The sequence below is a fragment of the Devosia sp. genome (assembly GCF_036676215.1).
Taxonomy (GTDB): Bacteria; Pseudomonadota; Alphaproteobacteria; order Rhizobiales; family Devosiaceae; genus Devosia.
Map to the genome: position 1 here is coordinate 168,950 of NZ_JAKFDJ010000052.1, position 18,679 is coordinate 187,628.

Annotated in this window: 20 protein-coding genes; 19 read left to right on the top strand and 1 reads right to left on the bottom strand. The window is 62.7% G+C overall.

Going from position 1 to position 18,679, the window contains the following annotated elements; genetic code table 11:
• Window position 1 precedes the first annotated feature (1 nt).
• The 16 genes from V6M52_RS05160 (at window position 2) to V6M52_RS05235 (ending at window position 15,579) form a co-directional block, all read left to right on the top strand.
• Window positions 2-532 (top strand): hypothetical protein, encoded by a 531-nt coding sequence (locus V6M52_RS05160; protein WP_332688018.1) that lies wholly within the window; start codon window positions 2-4, stop codon window positions 530-532.
• Window position 533: 1 nt separating this feature from the next.
• On the top strand, window positions 534-908 hold the full coding sequence (locus tag V6M52_RS05165; protein ID WP_332688017.1) for a cupin domain-containing protein: 375 nt from the start codon (window positions 534-536) through the stop codon (window positions 906-908).
• Window positions 909-916: 8 nt separating this feature from the next.
• The gene (gene sucD / locus V6M52_RS05170) at window positions 917-1,822 is read left to right on the top strand and encodes a succinate--CoA ligase subunit alpha (protein WP_332688016.1); all 906 of its coding nucleotides are present in this window, start codon (window positions 917-919) and stop codon (window positions 1,820-1,822) included.
• Window positions 1,823-1,826: 4 nt separating this feature from the next.
• Window positions 1,827-2,168: a DHCW motif cupin fold protein gene (locus V6M52_RS05175; RefSeq protein WP_332688015.1), complete on the top strand. Its 342-nt coding sequence runs from the start codon at window positions 1,827-1,829 to the stop codon at window positions 2,166-2,168.
• Window positions 2,169-2,401: 233 nt separating this feature from the next.
• A complete protein-coding gene (locus tag V6M52_RS05180; protein ID WP_332688014.1) occupies window positions 2,402-5,404 on the top strand; it encodes a 2-oxoglutarate dehydrogenase E1 component in 3,003 nt (1,000 codons plus the stop codon).
• Between the two features lie 12 nt (window positions 5,405-5,416).
• Entirely contained in the window at window positions 5,417-6,700 is a 1,284-nt protein-coding gene (gene odhB / locus V6M52_RS05185) for a 2-oxoglutarate dehydrogenase complex dihydrolipoyllysine-residue succinyltransferase (RefSeq protein WP_332700141.1), read from the top strand.
• Window positions 6,701-6,850: 150 nt separating this feature from the next.
• Entirely contained in the window at window positions 6,851-7,291 is a 441-nt protein-coding gene (locus V6M52_RS05190; protein ID WP_332688012.1) for a hypothetical protein, read from the top strand.
• An 84-nt stretch (window positions 7,292-7,375) separates the two neighbouring features.
• The gene (locus V6M52_RS05195; protein WP_332700144.1) at window positions 7,376-8,008 is read left to right on the top strand and encodes a LysE family translocator; all 633 of its coding nucleotides are present in this window, start codon (window positions 7,376-7,378) and stop codon (window positions 8,006-8,008) included.
• 21 nt (window positions 8,009-8,029) lie between these two features.
• Window positions 8,030-9,439: a dihydrolipoyl dehydrogenase gene (gene lpdA / locus V6M52_RS05200; RefSeq protein ID WP_332688010.1), complete on the top strand. Its 1,410-nt coding sequence runs from the start codon at window positions 8,030-8,032 to the stop codon at window positions 9,437-9,439.
• Between the two features lie 593 nt (window positions 9,440-10,032).
• Entirely contained in the window at window positions 10,033-11,013 is a 981-nt protein-coding gene (locus tag V6M52_RS05205; RefSeq protein ID WP_332688009.1) for a TRAP transporter substrate-binding protein, read from the top strand.
• 63 nt (window positions 11,014-11,076) lie between these two features.
• Entirely contained in the window at window positions 11,077-11,604 is a 528-nt protein-coding gene (locus tag V6M52_RS05210) for a TRAP transporter small permease (protein WP_442881816.1), read from the top strand.
• A gap of 5 nt (window positions 11,605-11,609) precedes the next feature.
• Window positions 11,610-12,893, top strand: a complete 1,284-nt coding sequence (locus V6M52_RS05215) for a TRAP transporter large permease (protein WP_332700147.1) — start codon at window positions 11,610-11,612, stop codon at window positions 12,891-12,893.
• 2 nt (window positions 12,894-12,895) lie between these two features.
• Complete coding sequence (locus V6M52_RS05220; RefSeq protein ID WP_332688007.1) at window positions 12,896-13,645, top strand: FadR/GntR family transcriptional regulator; 750 nt, start codon at window positions 12,896-12,898, stop codon at window positions 13,643-13,645.
• Between the two features lie 2 nt (window positions 13,646-13,647).
• A complete protein-coding gene (kduI, locus tag V6M52_RS05225; RefSeq protein ID WP_332688006.1) occupies window positions 13,648-14,478 on the top strand; it encodes a 5-dehydro-4-deoxy-D-glucuronate isomerase in 831 nt (276 codons plus the stop codon).
• 38 nt (window positions 14,479-14,516) lie between these two features.
• On the top strand, window positions 14,517-15,239 hold the full coding sequence (gene kduD, locus V6M52_RS05230; RefSeq protein WP_442881818.1) for a 2-dehydro-3-deoxy-D-gluconate 5-dehydrogenase KduD: 723 nt from the start codon (window positions 14,517-14,519) through the stop codon (window positions 15,237-15,239).
• Window positions 15,240-15,243: 4 nt separating this feature from the next.
• Complete coding sequence (locus V6M52_RS05235; RefSeq protein ID WP_332700153.1) at window positions 15,244-15,579, top strand: cupin domain-containing protein; 336 nt, start codon at window positions 15,244-15,246, stop codon at window positions 15,577-15,579.
• An 87-nt stretch (window positions 15,580-15,666) separates the two neighbouring features.
• Here V6M52_RS05235 and V6M52_RS05240 read toward each other — a convergent pair whose 3' ends face one another.
• Window positions 15,667-16,287: a hypothetical protein gene (locus V6M52_RS05240; RefSeq protein ID WP_332700156.1), complete on the bottom strand. Its 621-nt coding sequence runs from the start codon at window positions 16,285-16,287 to the stop codon at window positions 15,667-15,669.
• Window positions 16,288-16,368: 81 nt separating this feature from the next.
• Between V6M52_RS05240 and V6M52_RS05245 the strand changes: the two genes are divergently transcribed.
• From V6M52_RS05245 to uxuA, 3 genes are all read left to right on the top strand, one after another.
• Window positions 16,369-16,983 (top strand): trimeric intracellular cation channel family protein, encoded by a 615-nt coding sequence (locus tag V6M52_RS05245; RefSeq protein WP_332688002.1) that lies wholly within the window; start codon window positions 16,369-16,371, stop codon window positions 16,981-16,983.
• Window positions 16,980-17,327 carry a DUF4326 domain-containing protein gene (locus V6M52_RS05250; protein ID WP_332700159.1) on the top strand — a complete coding sequence of 116 codons (348 nt, stop codon included), beginning with the start codon at window positions 16,980-16,982 and terminating at the stop codon, window positions 17,325-17,327. The genes V6M52_RS05245 and V6M52_RS05250 overlap by 4 nt, the downstream gene beginning before the upstream one ends.
• Before the next feature lie 74 nt (window positions 17,328-17,401).
• Window positions 17,402-18,619 (top strand): mannonate dehydratase, encoded by a 1,218-nt coding sequence (gene uxuA / locus V6M52_RS05255; RefSeq protein ID WP_332700162.1) that lies wholly within the window; start codon window positions 17,402-17,404, stop codon window positions 18,617-18,619.
• Window positions 18,620-18,679: the final 60 nt, after the last annotated feature.

Genomic DNA, 18,679 nt, shown 5'->3' on the forward strand with positions numbered 1-18,679 from the left:
CATGCGCGCCGGCTTCGCACTCATCGTCGCCTTAGCCCTGTGCATCACTCCGGTGATGGCGCAGGGCAAGGTCAAGGCAGCTGCTACGCCGCAAAGCGTGCAGGTGCTGGAAATGTGCGAGACGTTCGCTGCCGGCGACGTCCTGGCCGTGGAAGCGGCAATTGCCAAGGGCTGGGATGCCTATGACCAGGAGAGCGAAAGCCCCTTTGTCAAATCCTATGCCGGCAGCAAGGACGTGCCCGGACTGGGCTATGCCAATATGTTCGCGCTGGTGGAAAGCTATCCGCAGAATACGTTCGGCTATTGCCGCGTGGATGTGGCCGAGCCGGCTGGCGACGGGCAGAGCCTGATCCAGGCCATCCAGCAGCTCGATCGCTATGAAGGCGAAGCCATCCAGAACGGGGATGGCAGCTTTGCCAGCCTGACTGGCGCCAATGGCGCCACCAACCGGCTTCTGCTGGCGCATTGGAGCCAGGAGGCATTCGTGGTGCAGCTGTCCATCGCTACGCCCAAGGCAGAGGCAAGCAACTAGCATGGCCGTTCCGCGCAAAATCAGCCTCGTGAGCGCTGCCGAAAACCAGATCAAGGGCGTCTGGCAGCCCCATATTGCCGGCGACATCAACGAGTCCCAGGTCAAGATCGCCAAGTTTGGCGAGGTTTTCGACTGGCATGCCCATGAGAACGAGGATGAAGGTTTTCTCGTACTCAAGGGCCGTATCGCCATCGATTTTCGCGACGGCGTGGTCGAACTGGCAGAGGGCGATTTCATAGTCGTGCCCCGCGCGGTCGAGCATCGGCCGCGTGCGCTGACCCACGAGCCGATCGTGCTCATGGTCGAACCCTCGACCACTATCAATACCGGCAATGCGGCAAGCGCGCTGACCGTCACCGAACTCAATCGACTGTAGGAAAGTTCATGTCCATCCTCGTCAACAAAGACACCCGCGTTCTCGTACAGGGCCTGACCGGCAAGACCGGCACGTTCCACACCGAACAGGCGCTGGCCTATTACGGCACCAAGATGGTGGGCGGCACGCACCCCAAGAAGGGCGGGGAGACCTGGTCTTCCGGTGTCGACGGTACCGAACTGCCGATTTTTGGCTCGGTCGCCGAAGGCAAGGAAAGGACTGGCGCCAATGCTTCGGTGATCTATGTGCCGCCAGCCGGTGCGGCCGCCGCCATCGAAGAAGCCATCGATGCGGAAATCCCGCTGATCGTCTGCATCACCGAAGGCGTGCCGGTGCTCGACATGGTTCGGGTCAAGGCCAAGCTCGAACGATCGAAGTCGCGGCTGATCGGGCCGAACTGCCCGGGCGTGCTGACGCCGGAAGAATGCAAGATCGGCATCATGCCGGGCTCGATCTTCTCCAAGGGCTCGGTGGGCATTGTTTCGCGTTCGGGCACGCTTACCTATGAAGCCGTGTTCCAGACCACCAATGAAGGCCTCGGCCAGACCACTGCCGTCGGTATCGGCGGCGACCCGGTCAAGGGCACCGAGTTCATCGACATGCTCGAAATGTTCCTCGCCGACGAAGCTACCAAGTCGATCATCATGATCGGCGAAATCGGCGGTTCGGCCGAGGAAGACGCAGCGCAGTTCCTGATCGACGAAGCCAAGCGCGGCCGCAGGAAGCCGATGGCCGGCTTCATCGCGGGCCTGACGGCCCCCAAGGGCCGCACCATGGGCCATGCTGGCGCCGTAATTTCGGGCGGTAAGGGCGGCGCTGAAGACAAGATCGCGGCGATGGAGGCAGCGGGTATCCGCGTGTCGAAGTCGCCGGCGCGGATCGGCCGGACTTTGGCCGAAGTGCTGAAGGGCTAGGCAGATGCGGCTGGAAGCCATTCCGTTCGGGACCACAGACTGGTCGACCGTCGAAGCGGAGCGGCATCCCGGCGATGTCGGGGAAGCCATCTGGCGGACCCGGCAGTTCGGGCCAGCGGACAATGCCGTGCGGGTCCGCATGGTTGAGTATTCGGCGGGATATGTGGCGGACCACTGGTGCGCCAAGGGTCATATCCTGCTCTGCCTGTCAGGCGATCTTTCGACCACGCTCGAAGACGGGCGGACGTTCGAACTGGCCGCCGGCATGAGCTACCAGGTTGCCGACGGTGCCGAAAAGCACCGCTCGGCCAGCAAAAACGGCGCGGTGCTTTTCGTAGTGGATTGAACCGATTAGCCGAAAGTTGGTCGCGCTTCGGACATAGAACGGTGGTATCCGTGCGCGTCTGCAGTGATTAGTATGACAAAACGAGCCGCGACCCCGCTCAGGGGCCGCTACACTTAACAGGATACTAAGGATAAGCGGTCAGTATCCGCACAAAATCAGGGACCGCATGAGATCGGCTTTGCGGCTGGTCCGTTGAGAAGGATGGCGGGGCGTGGGCCTCGCATAAAAACGCGATGACACGACAGGAAAAGAACGACACGTTCTTGCTGACCTCGTTCCTCTATGGTGGGAACGCCGACTACATCGAGCAACTCTATTCCCGCTTCAAGACCGACCCGGCCAGCGTCGACGAGACGTGGCAGAGCTTCTTCGGCAAGCTGGACGACACCGATGGTGTCGCCCAGCAGAATGCCGAGGGCCCAAGCTGGGGGCGCAAGGACTGGCCTCAGAGCGCCAATGGCGAACTGGTCAGTGCGCTGGACGGCAACTGGGGCGAAATCGCCATCAAGACCGAGAAGGCCATCGCCAAGAAGGCCGAGGCGATGGGCGTGGCCCAGACCAGCGTCGCCGACGTGTTGCAGGCGACCCGCGACTCTATCCGCGCGATCATGATGATCCGTGCCTATCGCATGCGCGGCCATTTGCACGCCGATCTCGATCCGCTGAAGATGAAGGCCGACGAACCGGCGCCCGAGCTCGATCCCAAGAGCTATGGCTTCACCGAAGCCGATTATGGCCGCAAGATCTTCATCGATAACTATCTGGGCCTCGAATACGCGACCCTGCCAGAGATGCTGGCCATCCTGCGGCGGACCTATTGCGGCACGCTCGGCATCGAGTTCATGCATATCTCCGATCCTGAAGCCAAGCAGTGGATCCAGGAGCGCATCGAAGGGCCGGACAAGGAAATATCCTTCACGCCCGAGGGCAAGAAGGCGATCCTGGCCAAGCTGATCGAAGCCGAGGGCTTCGAGAAGTTCATCGACGTCAAATATACCGGCACCAAGCGCTTCGGCCTTGATGGCGGTGAATCGACGATCCCGGCGCTCGAGCAGATCATCAAGCGCGGCGGCGCGCTGGGCATCAAGGACATCGTGCTGGGCATGGCCCATCGTGGCCGTCTCAACGTGTTGACCCAGGTGATGCAGAAGCCGCATCGCGCGCTGTTCCACGAATTCAAGGGTGGGGCGTTCTACCCCGACGACGTCGAAGGTTCGGGCGACGTGAAGTACCATCTGGGTGCCTCGTCGGACCGCGAGTTCGACGGCAACAAGGTGCATCTGTCGCTCACCGCGAACCCGTCGCACCTCGAGATCGTCGATCCGGTTGTGCTGGGCAAGGCGCGCGCCAAGCAGGACCAGCACATTGCGCCCGATGGCAAGCTGGTCAATCTTGCAACGGACGGCAGGCCGGACCGCTCGATGGTGCTGCCGCTGCTGATCCACGGCGATGCTGCTTTTGCCGGACAGGGCGTGATCGCCGAATGCCTGGGGCTGAGCGGCCTCAAGGGGCACCGTACGGGTGGCTCGATCCACTTCGTCATCAACAACCAGATCGGCTTCACCACGTCGCCGATGTATTCGCGCTCCTCTCCATACCCCACCGATGTCGCCAAGATGATCGAGGCGCCGGTGCTGCATGTGAACGGCGACGATCCGGAAGCGGTGGTGTTTGCCTCCAAGGTGGCTATCGAATACCGCCAGAAGTTCGGCAAGCCGGTCGTCATCGACATGTTCTGCTATCGCCGCTTCGGTCACAACGAAGGCGACGAGCCGAGCTTCACCCAGCCGCTGATGTACTCCAAGATCCGCTCGCACAAGTCGACGCTGGAATTGTATTCGGAAAAGCTGGTGGCCGAGGGTCACCTCACCGCCGGCGAGATCGACAAGCTCAAGGCCGACTGGCGCGCCAAGCTCGAAAAAGAGTTCGAAGGTGGCCAGGACTATCGCCCGAACAAGGCCGACTGGCTGGATGGCGCCTGGAAGGACTTCAAGCCCGCCGACCAGGAAGGTCCGCGCCGCGGCGATACCGGGGTCGAAATCGAACAACTGGCCAAGATCGGCACGGCGCTGACGCGTATTCCTGAAGGCTTCAACGTCCACAAGACGGTCAAGCGCTTCATGGACAATCGCCTGGCGGCGATCGAATCGGGCGAGGGCATCGACTGGGCGACGGCCGAGGCGCTGGCGCTCGGCACGCTGGTAACCCAGGGCAATCCGGTGCGCCTGAGTGGCCAGGACGTCGAACGCGGCACATTCAGCCAGCGTCATTCGGTGCTGAATGACCAGCTCGTCGACAACAAGAGCTACACGCCGCTCAACAACCTCGATCCGGACCAGAGCCGCTTTGAGGTCATCAACTCGATGCTCTCGGAAGAAGCCGTGCTCGGGTTCGAGTACGGGTACTCGCTTGCGGAGCCAAAAGCGCTGACCATCTGGGAAGCCCAGTTCGGCGATTTCGTGAACGGCGCGCAGGTGGTGATCGACCAGTTCATCAGCTCGGGCGAGCGCAAGTGGTTCCGTATGTCGGGCCTCGTGATGCTGTTGCCGCATGGCTATGAAGGGCAGGGGCCGGAGCATTCCTCGGCCCGCCCCGAACGGTTCCTGCAGCTTTGCGCGGAAGACAATATGCAGGTCGCCAACTGCACGACGCCGGCCAACTATTTCCATGCGCTGCGCCGGCAGGTGACCCGCGACTTCCGCAAGCCGCTGATCCTGATGACGCCCAAGAGCCTGCTGCGCCACAAGCGTGCCGTCTCGGGCCTGGTCGAAATGGGTGCAGACTCCTGCTTCCATCGCCTGTTGTGGGACGATGCCGAAGCACCGGGCGTGCCCAAGACCACGATCAAGCTCGCCAGCGACGACAAGATCCGTCGCGTCGTGCTGTGCACAGGCAAGGTCTATTACGACCTCCTCGAAGATCGCGAGAAGAAGGGCATCAACGATGTCTATCTGCTGCGCATCGAGCAGCTCTATCCGTTCCCGGCCAAGGCGCTGCTGGACGAATTGAACCGCTTCAAGAATGCCGAGATCATCTGGTGCCAGGAAGAGCCCAAGAATATGGGTGCCTGGGCCTTCATTCAGCCCTATGTTGAATGGGTTTTCGACCAGATGGGCCGGACGGGCCAGCGCGTGCGTTATACCGGCCGCCCGGCATCGGCTTCGACTGCCACGGGTCTGATGCGGACCCATCTCGCTCAACTGCAGGCTTTCCTCGACGAAGCCCTCGGCCAATAAAGGACAAGAACAATGTCGACTGAAATCCGCGTCCCCACTCTTGGCGAAAGCGTCACCGAGGCCACGATCGGCCAGTGGTTCAAGAAGGTGGGTGACACCGTTTCCGCCGATGAGCCCATCGTCGAGCTTGAGACCGACAAGGTGACCATCGAAGTCCCCGCGCCGGCTGCCGGCGTGCTTGAAGCCATTGCTGCCCAGCCGGGTGAAACGGTGGATGTGGGCGCGCTGCTGGGTGCCATCGGTGGAGCAGCGGCTGGTGTCGCTGCCGCCAAGCCGGCCGAAGCCAAGGCAGAGGTGCCGGCCGCCAATGCCGCCAGCCCCGAGCCGGTGAAGCCGGAAACCGCACCAACTGCTGCCACCAGCATGCCGCCCGCCCCTTCGGCGCAGAAGCTGATCAACGAGGGCGGCCTTGCCGCATCGGAGATCGATGGTTCGGGCAAGCGTGGCCAGGTGCTCAAGGAAGACGTGTTGGCGGCCATGAGCAAGCCGGCTCCCGCCGTGGCCCAGGCGGCACCTGCTTCGGCGCCCGCTGCCAAGCTCGCCGAGGTGCCCAAGGCGCCGGCCGCGCTACGTGCGCCGGTTGCGGCTGACGACGCCAGCCGCGAAGAGCGGGTCAAGATGACCCGGCTGCGCCAGACCATCGCCCGCCGCCTCAAGGACGCGCAGAACACAGCCGCCATGCTGACCACCTTCAACGAGGTGGACATGGCGCCGGTGATGGAGCTGCGGACCCAGTACAAGGATCTGTTCGAGAAGAAGCATGGCGTCAAGCTCGGCTTCATGGGCTTCTTCACCAAGGCCGTGGTGCACGCGCTCAAGGAAATCCCCTCGATCAACGCCGAAATCGACGGCGACGACCTGGTCTACAAGCAGTACGCCCATATCGGCGTGGCGGTGGGCACCGACAAGGGCCTTGTCGTGCCGGTGATCCGCAATGCCGACCAGATGTCGATTGCCGAGATCGAGAAGGGCATCAACGCCATGGGCAAGAAGGCCCGTGACGGGCAGCTTTCCATGGCGGATATGCAGGGCGGCACCTTCACCATCTCCAATGGTGGCGTTTATGGTTCGCTGATGAGCACGCCCATCCTCAATGCACCGCAGTCGGGCATTCTGGGCATGCACAAGATTCAGGAGCGTCCGGTGGTGGTTGGCGGGCAGATCGTCATCCGCCCGATGATGTATCTGGCGCTGAGCTATGACCACCGCATCGTCGACGGCAAGGAAGCGGTGACGTTCCTGGTGCGCGTCAAGGAGAGCCTGGAAGCGCCGGAACGCCTCGTTCTCGACCTCTAGATCGCCGCATTGTTCTGTAGAATTGGGAGGCCCGCTTCGGCGGGCCTTTCTTTTGGTCACGTTCGCGTGGACCAGAGGCCAATTAAGCATTTGGTAGGACGTTGGGCCGCTATGAAGGCGGCTTGGTAATGCGTAGCCTGGAGCGACTTGTTGAAGCGATTGTTGGTGCTGGTCATGTGTCTGGTTTCTCCTGCCGCCATGGCGCAGGAGGCGGGTGACGCCGAGCTGATTGGCGAACTCATGGCCTTTCACGGCTCGCGTGCCATCGTCTCGGCCATGACGACGCATTGCTACGAGACCACCGGGCTCGATGCCGCCTATCAGAGCGCGAACGACAACTGGTATCTGCGCAATATCGGCTTTCTCGATCTGGCCGACCGGGTCGTCGCTCGGCTGGGCGGTGGTGCTGAGGGGCAGCAGCAGGGCGCCGAGACCTATGGCGGCGAGCAGATCATGAGCGCCTATAACCAGGCGCCCGACAAGGATACGTTCTGCCGGGCCTTCCTTGAGCAGGTGGAGAGCGGGGCGCTCGATATCGACCAGCAGCTTCCGGCCGCGCTGGAGAAGGCGCAGGCGATCGCGTCGGAATGATTTTCGGCGCGACGCGGTGAGCCGCGTTGCCGGGCGCACCGCGCTGGTGTAACGGAAGGGCCGCAATAGAGTAGCGGTGCCCCGATGGATTTTCCCTGGCTTGAATTTGCCGGACTTATGCTGGCCTTTGGCATCAACGCCGTCATCCCAGGCGCCGACTTTGCCATGGTGCTGCGCCAGTCCATCGCCCATGGGCGCCGCGCCGCCCTGTTTACCTCCGCGGGAATCGCCACCTCGATCCTGGTTCACGGCAGCTATACGCTGCTGGGGCTCGGTGTGATCGTGGGGCAGTCGCTGCTGCTGTTCAACATTCTCAAATGGGCCGGCGCGGCCTATCTGGTGTGGCTGGCCATTTCGGCGCTGCGCAGCCCACCGCCGCGGCCGCCGGCGGAGAGCGACCTGGCCGCGGCGCGGCGGGGCGATTTTGCCGCCTTTGCTCTGGGTTTTCTGACCAATCTGCTCAATCCCAAGGCCGTGCTGTTCTTCCTGGCGCTGTTCACCACGCTGGTTTCGGTGCGCACGGGCGGCGACATCAAGGTGTTCTATGTGGCCTGCATGAGCATCATGCTTTTTGCCTGGTTCGCATTGGTCTCGGTTTTCTTTACGACACCCTCGGTGCGGCAAGGTTTTTTCCGCTTTGGTCGGTGGTTTAATCGCGTCACCGGCATTACGTTCATCGTGCTGGCGGTTCGCGTGGCGTTCGCGCAGCAACACTAAACAGGTTTCGGGGCTCCTATCATGGCAGACGTTTTCGACCTCACCATCATCGGCTCGGGTCCGGGCGGCTATGTCGCGGCGATCCGCGCGGCACAGCTGGGGATGAAGGTAGCTGTCGTGGAGAAATGGGCCACGCTGGGGGGCACCTGCCTCAATATCGGCTGCATCCCGTCCAAGGCGCTGCTGCATGCATCCGAGATGTTCGAAGAGGCCGGGCACGGCTTCAAGGCGCTGGGTATCGATATTCCGGCGCCGGTGCTGAACCTGCCGCAGATGATGAACCACAAGACCGAGACCGTCGCGGCCAATGTCGGCGGTGTCGACTATCTGTTCAAGAAGAACAAGATCACGACACTGCGCGGCATCGGCACGATCACCGCACCGGGCAAGGTTTTGGTGACGCCGCAGAGCGGGGCCGCCACCGAGGTCGAGACCAAGAATATCGTCATCGCCACGGGTTCGGTTTCGACCGGCCTGCCGGGCATCGAGATCGACGAGAAGACGATCGTGACCTCGACCGGAGCGCTGCTGCTGGAGAAGGTTCCGGGCAAGTTGCTGGTGATCGGCGCCGGCGTGATCGGGCTCGAACTGGGCTCTGTCTGGGCGCGGCTGGGCGCGCAGGTGACGGTGGTCGAGTATCTCGACCGCATCCTGCCGGGCATGGACAGCGAAGTGGCGCGCCAGTTCCAGCGCATGCTGCAGAAGCAGGGCACGGAGTTCAAGCTCTCCAGCAAGGTCACCGGTATCGACAAGCAGGAGGACGGCTCGCTCAAGGTGCGGGTCGAGCCGGCCAAGGGCGGGGACATGGAAATCCTCGATGCCGACGTGGCACTGGTCGCCATCGGCCGCAAGCCGTTCACCGACGGGTTGGGGCTCGACATCGTCGGCGTGGCGCTAGACGAACGCGGCCGGGTGCGCGTCGATCAGCACTACAAGACCTCGGTCGACGGCATCTATGCCATTGGCGACGTGATTGCCGGCCCGATGCTGGCGCACAAGGCCGAGGACGAGGGCATTGCCGTGGCCGAAATCCTCAATGGCCAGGCCGGCCATGTGAATTATGCGGCCATCCCGGCGGTGGTTTATACCAATCCGGAAATCGCCTCAGTCGGCAAGACCGAGGACGAGCTCAAGGCCGAAGGCATCGACTACAAGATCGGCAAGTTCCCCTTCACCGCCAATGGCCGCGCCAAGGCGATGCTGGCGACGCAGGGCTTCGTCAAGATCCTCGCCGATGTCGAAACCGACCGGGTGCTGGGTGCCCATATCGTGGGCAAGAATGCCGGCGAGATGATCCACGAGCTGGTGGTGCTGATGGAATTTTCCGGCTCGGCCGAAGACCTGGCGCGCTCGACCCATGCGCATCCGACGCTGTCGGAAGCGGTGCGCGAGGCGGCGCTGTCGCTGGGCGATGGCGCGATCCATATCTGACGGATTGCTGTTCAAGATGCAGAGGGCTCCGGCATGGCCGGGGCCCTTTTTTGTTGAGGCGAGCCGAAGCGCCGCCTGCAGCGCGGTTATCGATAGACGGACGGACCCCGAGACGTCTTTCGTCTCGTAGTAAGTAAAAATATGAGACGGAAGCCGTCCGACATCTCCCGGCCGCCGTCGCTGCAGCGCCGCCCGCACCCCGGAAGACGGGGCTAGTATGCGGCAGGTCGGGAGGAGGGGGATTAGTTTGTGGCCACGCCCAGAATGTCAGGTGGAGTGGAGGTTTAGCCCTCTCTCCGAGAGGGGATACCCCCACCTAACCTCCCCCTGAAGGGGGAGGGACCGGCTGGTGGTGAGCCACACGAAGCAGGTGTCGGCGTCCAAAGTCATCATACAACATGACATTCATTGTATGTTGACTTATCACTTCGTCTTCCATACCAGTTTCATCACCAAGGCCGCCAAGAGTCCAGAGGGATGACGGGTGGGCTTGAGCGGCGGGATGGAAGACCCCGACCGCGCATCGACGGCATGGGTAGCAACGGCGCGAGGACGGGCCGGACCTGTGCCACCATGTATTTGGGAGGACACCAATGTTTCATCTGCCTAAGCTGGCAGCGACCGCGCTTGTCGCTGCATCCCTGATGGTTTCGACCGCCAGCGCCCAGACGGTGCTGCGCTCGTCCGATACCCATCCCGATGGCTATCCGACCGTCGAAGCGGTCAAGCATTTCGGCGAATTGCTGAGCGAGAAGACGGACGGCCGCTATTCGGTTGAAGTGTTCCACTCCGCCCAGCTCGGCCAGGAAGCCGATACGATCGAACAGACCCAGTTCGGTGTGATCGACCTCAATCGTATCTCGATCGGCGCCTTCGGCACCCAGGTGCCGGAAGCCACCGTGACGCAGCTTCCCTATATCTTCCGCTCGGCCGACCACTTCCATGCCGTGCTGGATGGTCCGATCGGCGAGGAAATCCTGGCCGCATTCGATGCGGTGGATGTTGTGGCCCTGGCCTATTATGATGGCGGCGCCCGTTCGTTCTACAACAGCGAAAAGCCGATCACCTCGCTCGCCGACATGGCGGGCATGAAGATGCGCGTGATGCAGTCGGACATTTTCGTGGACATGGTCGCGGCCTTGGGCGGCAACGCCACGCCAATGCCCTATGGTGAAGTCTATTCGGGCATCCAGACCGGCGTCATCGACGGCGCCGAGAACAACTATCCGAGCTATGACACGGCCGGCCACGCCGAAGTCGCCAAGTTCTATTCGCTGGACGAGCACCTGATGGTGCCCGAAGTCCTGGTGATCTCCAAGATCGTGTGGGATGGCCTGACCCCCGAGGACCAGGCTCTGTTCCGCGAAGCCGCCAAGGAATCGGTGGCCAAGCAGCGCGAGCTTTGGGCTGCCAAGGAAGTGGAATCCAAGGCCGCCGTGGAAGCGCTGGGCGCGCAGGTCAATACGGTCGACAAGGCACCCTTCATCGAAGCCATGAAGCCTGTCTACGAGAAGTATGTGACCGATCCTGCGCTGCAGGACCTGGTTGCCCGCATCCAGGCCACCGAAGGCTAATCAATAACTCTCCGGACCGGCGCCCTGCGCCGGTTCGGTTCCCATTGCTGGGGAGGACTGCACGTGAAGAAGTGGCTTTTGCCGATCAGCCGTGTCCTGGGGCGGCTGTCCGATGCCATGCTGTGGCTGGCCGGTATTGGCCTTGTGAGCATGACCGTGATCGTCGCCTATCAGGTGTTCATGCGCTTCGTGATCAATGCCTCGCCGTCCTGGACGGAGGCGGGCGCCATCATGCTGATGACCTGGTTCATCTTCCTGGGCGCTGCTGTGGGCGTGCGCGAGAATTTCCACATGGGGTTCGACGTGCTGCTCTATGTGCTGCCCCCCAGCGCCAAGCCGTGGCTGCGCGGTATCAGCGACGTCGCCATTTTCGGTTTTGCCTTCGGCATGGTCTGGTATGGCGGGGAATTGGCGATCCGGTTCTGGTCCACCCGCATTCCGGTGCTCGGGCTGCCGACATCCTTCACCTATTTTCCCATCGTGGTTTCGGGCGCGCTGATGTGCCTGTTCTCAGCTGAGCGCTTCCTGCTGCGCCTGGCCGGCGAACCGGTTGACGATATCGCCGCCGACCCGACGATCACCGAGGCCTGACGCGCATGGAATACTGGATTCTCTTTGGTGTCTTCACGGTGCTCATGCTGATCGGCACGCCGATCGCCTATTGCCTGGGCATTGCCAGCTTTGCCACCATTGTCTATCTCGGCCGCCCGGCCATCGTGGTGTTCCAGCAGCTCAATTCGGGCGTCTCGGCCTTCAGCCTCCTGGCCATTCCCTTCTTCATCTTTGCCGGCGACCTGATGATGCGCGGTGGTATCGCGAGCCGGATCATTTCGTTTGCCGGCTCGCTCATCGGGCATGTCCGAGGTGGCCTGGGGCAGGTCAATATCGCCGCCTCGACGCTGTTCGGCGGTATTTCTGGCTCGGCCGTGGCGGAAGCCGCGGCGGTGGGCGGCATCATGATCCCGCAGATGAAAGAGCGCGGCTATGGCGCCGACTATGCGGTTAACGTGACGTCGATGGCAGCGCTGATCGCGCTGCTGCTGCCGCCCAGCCACAACATGATCATCTATTCGCTCTCTGGCGGCGGCAATATCTCGATCGCCGACCTGTTCACCGCCGGCATCATTCCTGGCCTGCTGCTGGCGCTGGCGCTGAGCGTCACCGCCTATGTCGTTGCTATCAAGCGCGGCTATCCGATCGAACCATTTCCAGGTTTCCGCAAGGCCGGGTATTTCTTTGTCGTGGCCATTCCGGGCCTGATGCTGATCGCGATCATCTTTGGTGGCGTGCGTTCGGGTATCTTCACGGCGACGGAAAGCTCCTGCATCGCTGTGTTCTACGCATTGCTGGTGACGCTGCTGGTCTATCGCTCGTTGAGCTGGGGCGAGTTCGTGCATTCGGTGCTGGGCGCGGTGCGGACGACGGCGATGGTGCTGTTCATCATCGGCGCCGCCGCCTCGTTCGGGTGGTTGATGGCCTATCTCAAGGTAGCGATCATTCTCACCGACGGGATTGCGGCAATCTCGTCGGACCCGCTGCTGGTGCTGCTGATGATCAACGTGCTCCTGCTCCTGCTCGGCACGTTCATGGACATGGGGCCGCTCATCATCATCACGACGCCGATCTTCCTGCCGATCGCCAAGTCTTTCGGCATCGACCCGGTGCATTTCGGCGTCATCATGATTCTCAACCTGGGCATCGGGCTCAACACACCGCCACTCGGGCCAGTGCAGTTCGTGGCCGCGGCCGTGGGCAAGATAAGCGTGTGGGAGGCGATGCGCAGCATCTGGCCGTTCTATTTGGCCGGTCTGGTCGTGCTGGGGCTGGTGACCTATGTCCCGGCGCTGTCGCTATGGCTGCCGGCGCTGTTCCGGGGCTGACGATGAGCCTCGACCAGGAGATTGCCGCGCCCGGACGAAAGCCCAAGTTGGCCGATCTTGTCATCGGTACGCTGCGCAAGCGCATCGGCGCGGGAGAATACGGGGCAAGCGGCAAGCTGCCGACCGAAAGCCAGATGACGTCGATCTTCGGCGTGAGCCGTACGGTTGTGCGAGAGGCGATCGCGGCGCTGGCCGCCGACGGGCTGGTGCAGCCCCGCCAGGGCGCCGGGGTCTTCGTGGTGGCCAATGCGGCTGCGCCATTCAATGCGATCGGCGCCGACCGGTCCAACAAGATATCGGTGGCCATCAATGTGCTCGAAGTGCGCATGGGCATCGAGATCGAATCGGCGGGGCTGGCCGCGCTGCGGCGCAGCGCCAGCCAGGAGGCGGCGATCCAGGAGGCGTGGAACGAGTTCGATCGCCTGATGAAACTGGGTACGCCTACCGGCAAGACCGACTTCGCCTTTCACCGCGCCATCGCGGCGGCGACCAATAACCCGTTCTATATCGAGGTGCTGGACGGGCTGGGCAGCCGCACCATTCCGTGTGACGTGGCTTCGCCATGGGGCACCGAGAGCGTGTTGACGTTCGAATACCAGGCCGGGCTGCAGCAAGAGCACCTGGCCATATTGAAAGCCATTTCGGCGCAGGACGCCGAAGCCGCGCGCGAGGCCATGCGACAGCATTTGTCGCTGAGCCAGGAGCGCTATCGCCAGCGGCTGCGCGAACAATCGACGGCCAACCAGGAATAGACATGAGCACCGATTTCGACATCCGCTTCGCCATCGACCCGGTGAGCGCGGCGACGATGAATACCGAGGAATTGCGCGAGCATTTCCTGATCGACGACCTGTTCGCGCCGGGCGCGGTGAACTGGACCTATACCCATTATGACCGCATGGCGGTGGGTGGCGCAGTGCCTGGCGCCAAGGCGCTGGCGCTGGAAACGATCAAGCCGACGGGCACGGCGAACTTCCTCGACCGGCGCGAGCTGATCGCGGTCAATATCGGGGAAGCCGGCACGATCTCGGTCGATGGCACGGACTATGCGATTGGCGAGCGCGACATGCTCTATGTGGGCATGGGGGCCAAGGATGTGCGGTTTGCGGGGGCAGGCGCCAAGTTTTACCTGTTGAGCGCGCCGGCCCATGCCAGCCATCCGACGACGCTGATCAAGCAGAGCGACGCCAAGCGGCTCGACCTGGGGAGCCAGGAGACCGCCAACGAGCGCTCGATCTTCCAGTTCGTCAATGCGGACAGCGTCAAGACCTGCCAGCTGGTGGTGGGGCTGACCAGCTTTGCGCCGGGTTCGGTGTGGAACACCATGCCGGCGCATGTGCACGACCGGCGCATGGAAGCTTACCTCTATTTCGATCTCAAGCCCGACGCCTTCGTGGTGCATCTGATGGGCGAGCCGGACGAGACGCGGCACCTGATCGTGCGCAATGAGCAGGCGGTGATCTCACCGCCCTGGTCGATCCATTCGGGGGCCGGCACGGGCTCCTACACCTTCATCTGGGCCATGGCCGGCGACAATGTCGACTATACCGATGTCGAAAAGGTCGGGATGGACGAGCTGCTGTGACGGACCTCACCGCATTCAGCCTCACCGGCAAGACAGTGATGGTCACCGGCGCCAATACCGGGATCGGGCAGGGCATTGCCCTCTCGATCGGCCGAGCCGGTGGTCGGGTGATCGGGGTCGGGCGCTCGAGCATGGAGGTAACGGCTTCGCTGATGGCCGGGCAGGGGGCGGACTTCGTCGAGGTCCGTACCGATCTGGGCTCAACCAGCGCGGCGCAGGCGATGTTCGATGCGGCCTGGGACGAGCACGGACCCATCGACGGGCTGGTCAACAATGCCGGCATCATCAAGCGGGTCGATGCGGTGGACTTCACCGAGGCCGACTGGGACCAGGTGATGGACATCAACCTCAAGACGATGTTCTTCCTCTGCCAATCGCTGGGCCGGCGGGCGCTGGCGGCAGGGCGGGGTGGCAAGATCGTCAACATCTCGTCGATGCTGAGCTTCCAGGGCGGTATCCGCGTGGCCAGCTATACGGCTTCCAAGAGCGGCGTATTGGGCATTACGCGGCTCCTGGCCAATGAATGGGCCGCCCGGGGCATCAACGTCAATTCCATCGCGCCGGGCTATATCGAGACCAACAATACCGAGGCTCTGCGGGCCGATCCGGACCGGTCGGCGTCGATCCTGGGACGCATTCCGGCGGGACGCTGGGGGGCGCCATCCGACATTGGCGACGCGGCGGTGTTCCTGCTGTCGAACGCCTCCAACTATATGCATGGCGCCGTCATCCCGGTGGATGGCGGCTGGCTGGCGAGGTAAGGCAATGACTGAACAGAAGCTGTTTGCGCAGGCGGGCGAGGGTCAAACGATCGAGCTGGCGCCGGGCAATACGCGGCGGGTGCTGATCCATACGCCCGAGCTGATGCAGGTGGAATTCGGCTTCGACAAGGGCGCCGTGGGCGCGCTGCACAGCCATCCGCATGTGCAGGTGAGCTATGTGGCCGAGGGGAGCTTTGAGGTGACCATCGACGGCAAGACCGCGGTGGTCGGCACCGGCGGCAGCTTTATCGTGCCGAGCGGGCTAGTGCATGGCGTGGTGGCGCTGGAGAAGGGGCGGCTGGTGGACGTGTTCACGCCGCTGCGGCAGGACTTCTTGTAGTTCAACGCAAGCGGCGAAACCCCTTCCCCCGATTTTTCCGGTTGAACGCCGCAAAAATCACCCTCTCCCACAAGGGATGAGGGGGGCTTACCCAATCTCCTCCAGCATCGCCGCATAGGCCGCTTCATGTGTTCCCGCCCAGTTGTCCATTCCCGGCTTCGTGAGCACGCCCCGCCGGGGCGGGATGAAGCTGTAGGTGCGGCGCACGGGCTCTTCGCGCCATTGCAGGTTGAAGGCGGCCAGCCTTGGGAAGAATTCCATGTCGGAATAGGGCAGATGGTCGTGGACCCACCAGGCCATGGTTTCCCAATCGCCGGTGCGCTGGTAGTAGGAGACGAAGCGGTTGACGACCAGGCAGGCGGTGGCGCCCATGCGGCCGGATGCATCGCGGCGGTCCCAGATGTGGCTGGCATGGTTGGTTTCGTTGCGACCGCAATTGAGCTTGTTGATATTGCCGAAGTGGTTGACCTCGGACGAGCGATAGGCCGAGCGGATGGAGATCTTGCCAAAGCGCGCCTGCAGCGGTTCGAGCAGGGTCTCACACAGCATCTTGCCGGCGGCGATGGCGAGATCGGGATCGTCGGGAATGTTGGCAAAGCCGTGGATGACAGCGATCTCGGAATAGAGGAAATCGCGCAGGAAGAAATTCTCGCTGAGGCGGATGCGGCCGAGGTCTTCGAGGCTTTTGACGGATTTGGGCTGGCGCATGGCGGGTCTCGCTGGACGCGGCAATCTCTTGCGATAACGTGGTTCCGACAACCCGGTTTCGACTGAGCGTATGGAGACGTCGTGCTAGAGGTCATTTTCTATATCGCCATCACTGCCGAGGCGATGACGGCGGCGCTGGCGGCCGGCCGGCGCAACATGGACTGGTTTGGCGTCTGCCTGCTGGCCTGCGTGACGGCGCTGGGTGGGGGCACGATCCGCGACCTCTTCCTCGATCACTATCCGCTCTACTGGGTTGAGAACCCCTATATCCTGCTGCTGGTCTGCGGCGCGGCGCTAGTGACCATCGCCATAGCGCGTGTGGTGGACAAACTGCGCTGGCCGTTCCTGTTGCTCGACGGGTTGGGCCTGGTGGTGTTTACCATCATCGGCTGCAACATCGCCATGGAAGTCGGTGCCCATCCGGTGATCGTGCTGGTGGCGGGGATGGTGACCGGCATTTTCGGCGGCATATTGCGGGACGTGCTGTGCAACGATGTGCCGCTGGTGTTCCGTGGCGAACTCTATGCCACGGTCTCGATCGTCACCGGGGCGATCTACTATTTCGGGCTGATGGCCAATATCCAGTCCGACGTGGTGATCCTGGTGGCCATTGCCGTGGGCTTTCCGTTGCGCATGCTGGCCATCATCTACAAGTGGGAAATGCCCAAATTCGTCTATGACAAGGATTGGCGATGAAACCGGCGCGTATCGTGCTGTCGCGGCGGGCGGGCTTTGATCTGCAGGCGATCTCGCAAGCGCTGAACGGCCTGCCGGCGCAGTCGGTGGCGCGCCCGGGACCGTGGGGAAACCCGTTCACCATCGACGATGTAGCCGCCGAGCTTGGGCTTGGGAAGGATGCTGCGCAGGCCGAGGCCGTGGCGCGCTATGGACGGTGGATCAGCGGAGCAATCGAAGGGCCCAAGCCACCTCCGGCCCGCGAGAAAATCCGCGCCGAGCTGGGCGGCAAAAACCTTGCTTGCTGGTGCCGGGCGGGCTCGCCGTGCCATGTCGATACCTTGCTCCGGCTGGCGAACGAATAGCGGAAGCGAAGAAGGGCTTTTCGCCTGCGCAGTCCTGTGGCAAGGACTACCATACAAGAGTTGGAGTGCCTGATTTGCGACAGACGTGGCGGTGGTTCGGTCCCAAGGACCAGTGCAGCATCGACGACATTACCCAGGTGGGTGCGGCGGGCGTGGTCAGCGCCTTGCATCATGTGCCCAATGGCGTCGTCTGGTCGCCCGAAGAGATCGCCAAGCGGCATGCCGAGATCGCGACGCGCAAGGATGGCTCGGCATCGGGGCTAACCTGGGATGTGGTGGAGAGCCTGCCGGTTTCGGAAGACATCAAGAAGCAGAAGAGCGACTGGCGCGAACACATAGAAAACTACAAGGTTTCCATGAGAAATCTTGCAGACAGCGGCATCGAAGTCATCTGCTACAATTTCATGCCGGTGCTGGACTGGACGCGCACCGATCTGCGCTGGACGGTGCCCAATGGCGGCTCGTGCATGCGGTTCGACATCAATGATTTCGCCGCTTTCGACATTCATGTGCTGGAGCGCCCAGGGGCGGCAACCGACTATAGCAATGCCATAGCCGATGAGGCGGAGCGGCGCTTTTCGGGCATGGACGAAGCGGCGCGCAAGCAGCTGGCCCGCAATGTCACCATGGGCCTGCCGGGTTCGACGGAATCCATGTCGCTGGAAGATGTGCGCGCGCATCTCGACGAATATGGCGGGATCAGCCGCGAGCGGCTGCGGGCCAATTTCGTCGATTTCCTCGATGCCGTGGTGCCTACCGCCGAGGATCTGGGGCTGCGGCTCTGCTGCCATCCGGACGACCCCCCGTTCGCGCTGCTCGGCCTGCCGCGGGTGATGTCGACCGAGGCCGACTACAAGTACATCCTCGACGCTGTCGACAGCCCCGCCAATGGCATGACGCTGTGCTCGGGCTCGCTGGGCGCGCGGCCGGACAATGACCTGCCGGGGATGATGGAGCGGCTGGGCGACAAGGTGCATTTTCTGCATCTGCGCAACGTCAAGCGCGATAGTGACGACATCGTGGGCTCGTTCTATGAGGCCGAGCACCTGGCCGGCGACACCGACATGGTGGCGCTGATCGCGGCCGTGGTGCGGGAGGAGAACAAGCGCAAGGCGGTGGGCCGCAAGGACCACACCATTCCCATGCGTCCCGACCATGGGCAGGATATCCTCGACGATCTCGGCCGGCGCTCGCAGCCGGGCTATCCCACCATTGGGCGGATGAAGGGGCTGGCGGAACTGCGTGGGGTGATGACTGCGCTGGAGCACGCGCAACTGGGACTGGTTCGCTAGAAATCTGGGGGCGGCGGCGCCGCTGCCCCCTGTTGTGTCCACGTTTGGGCCATTAATTTA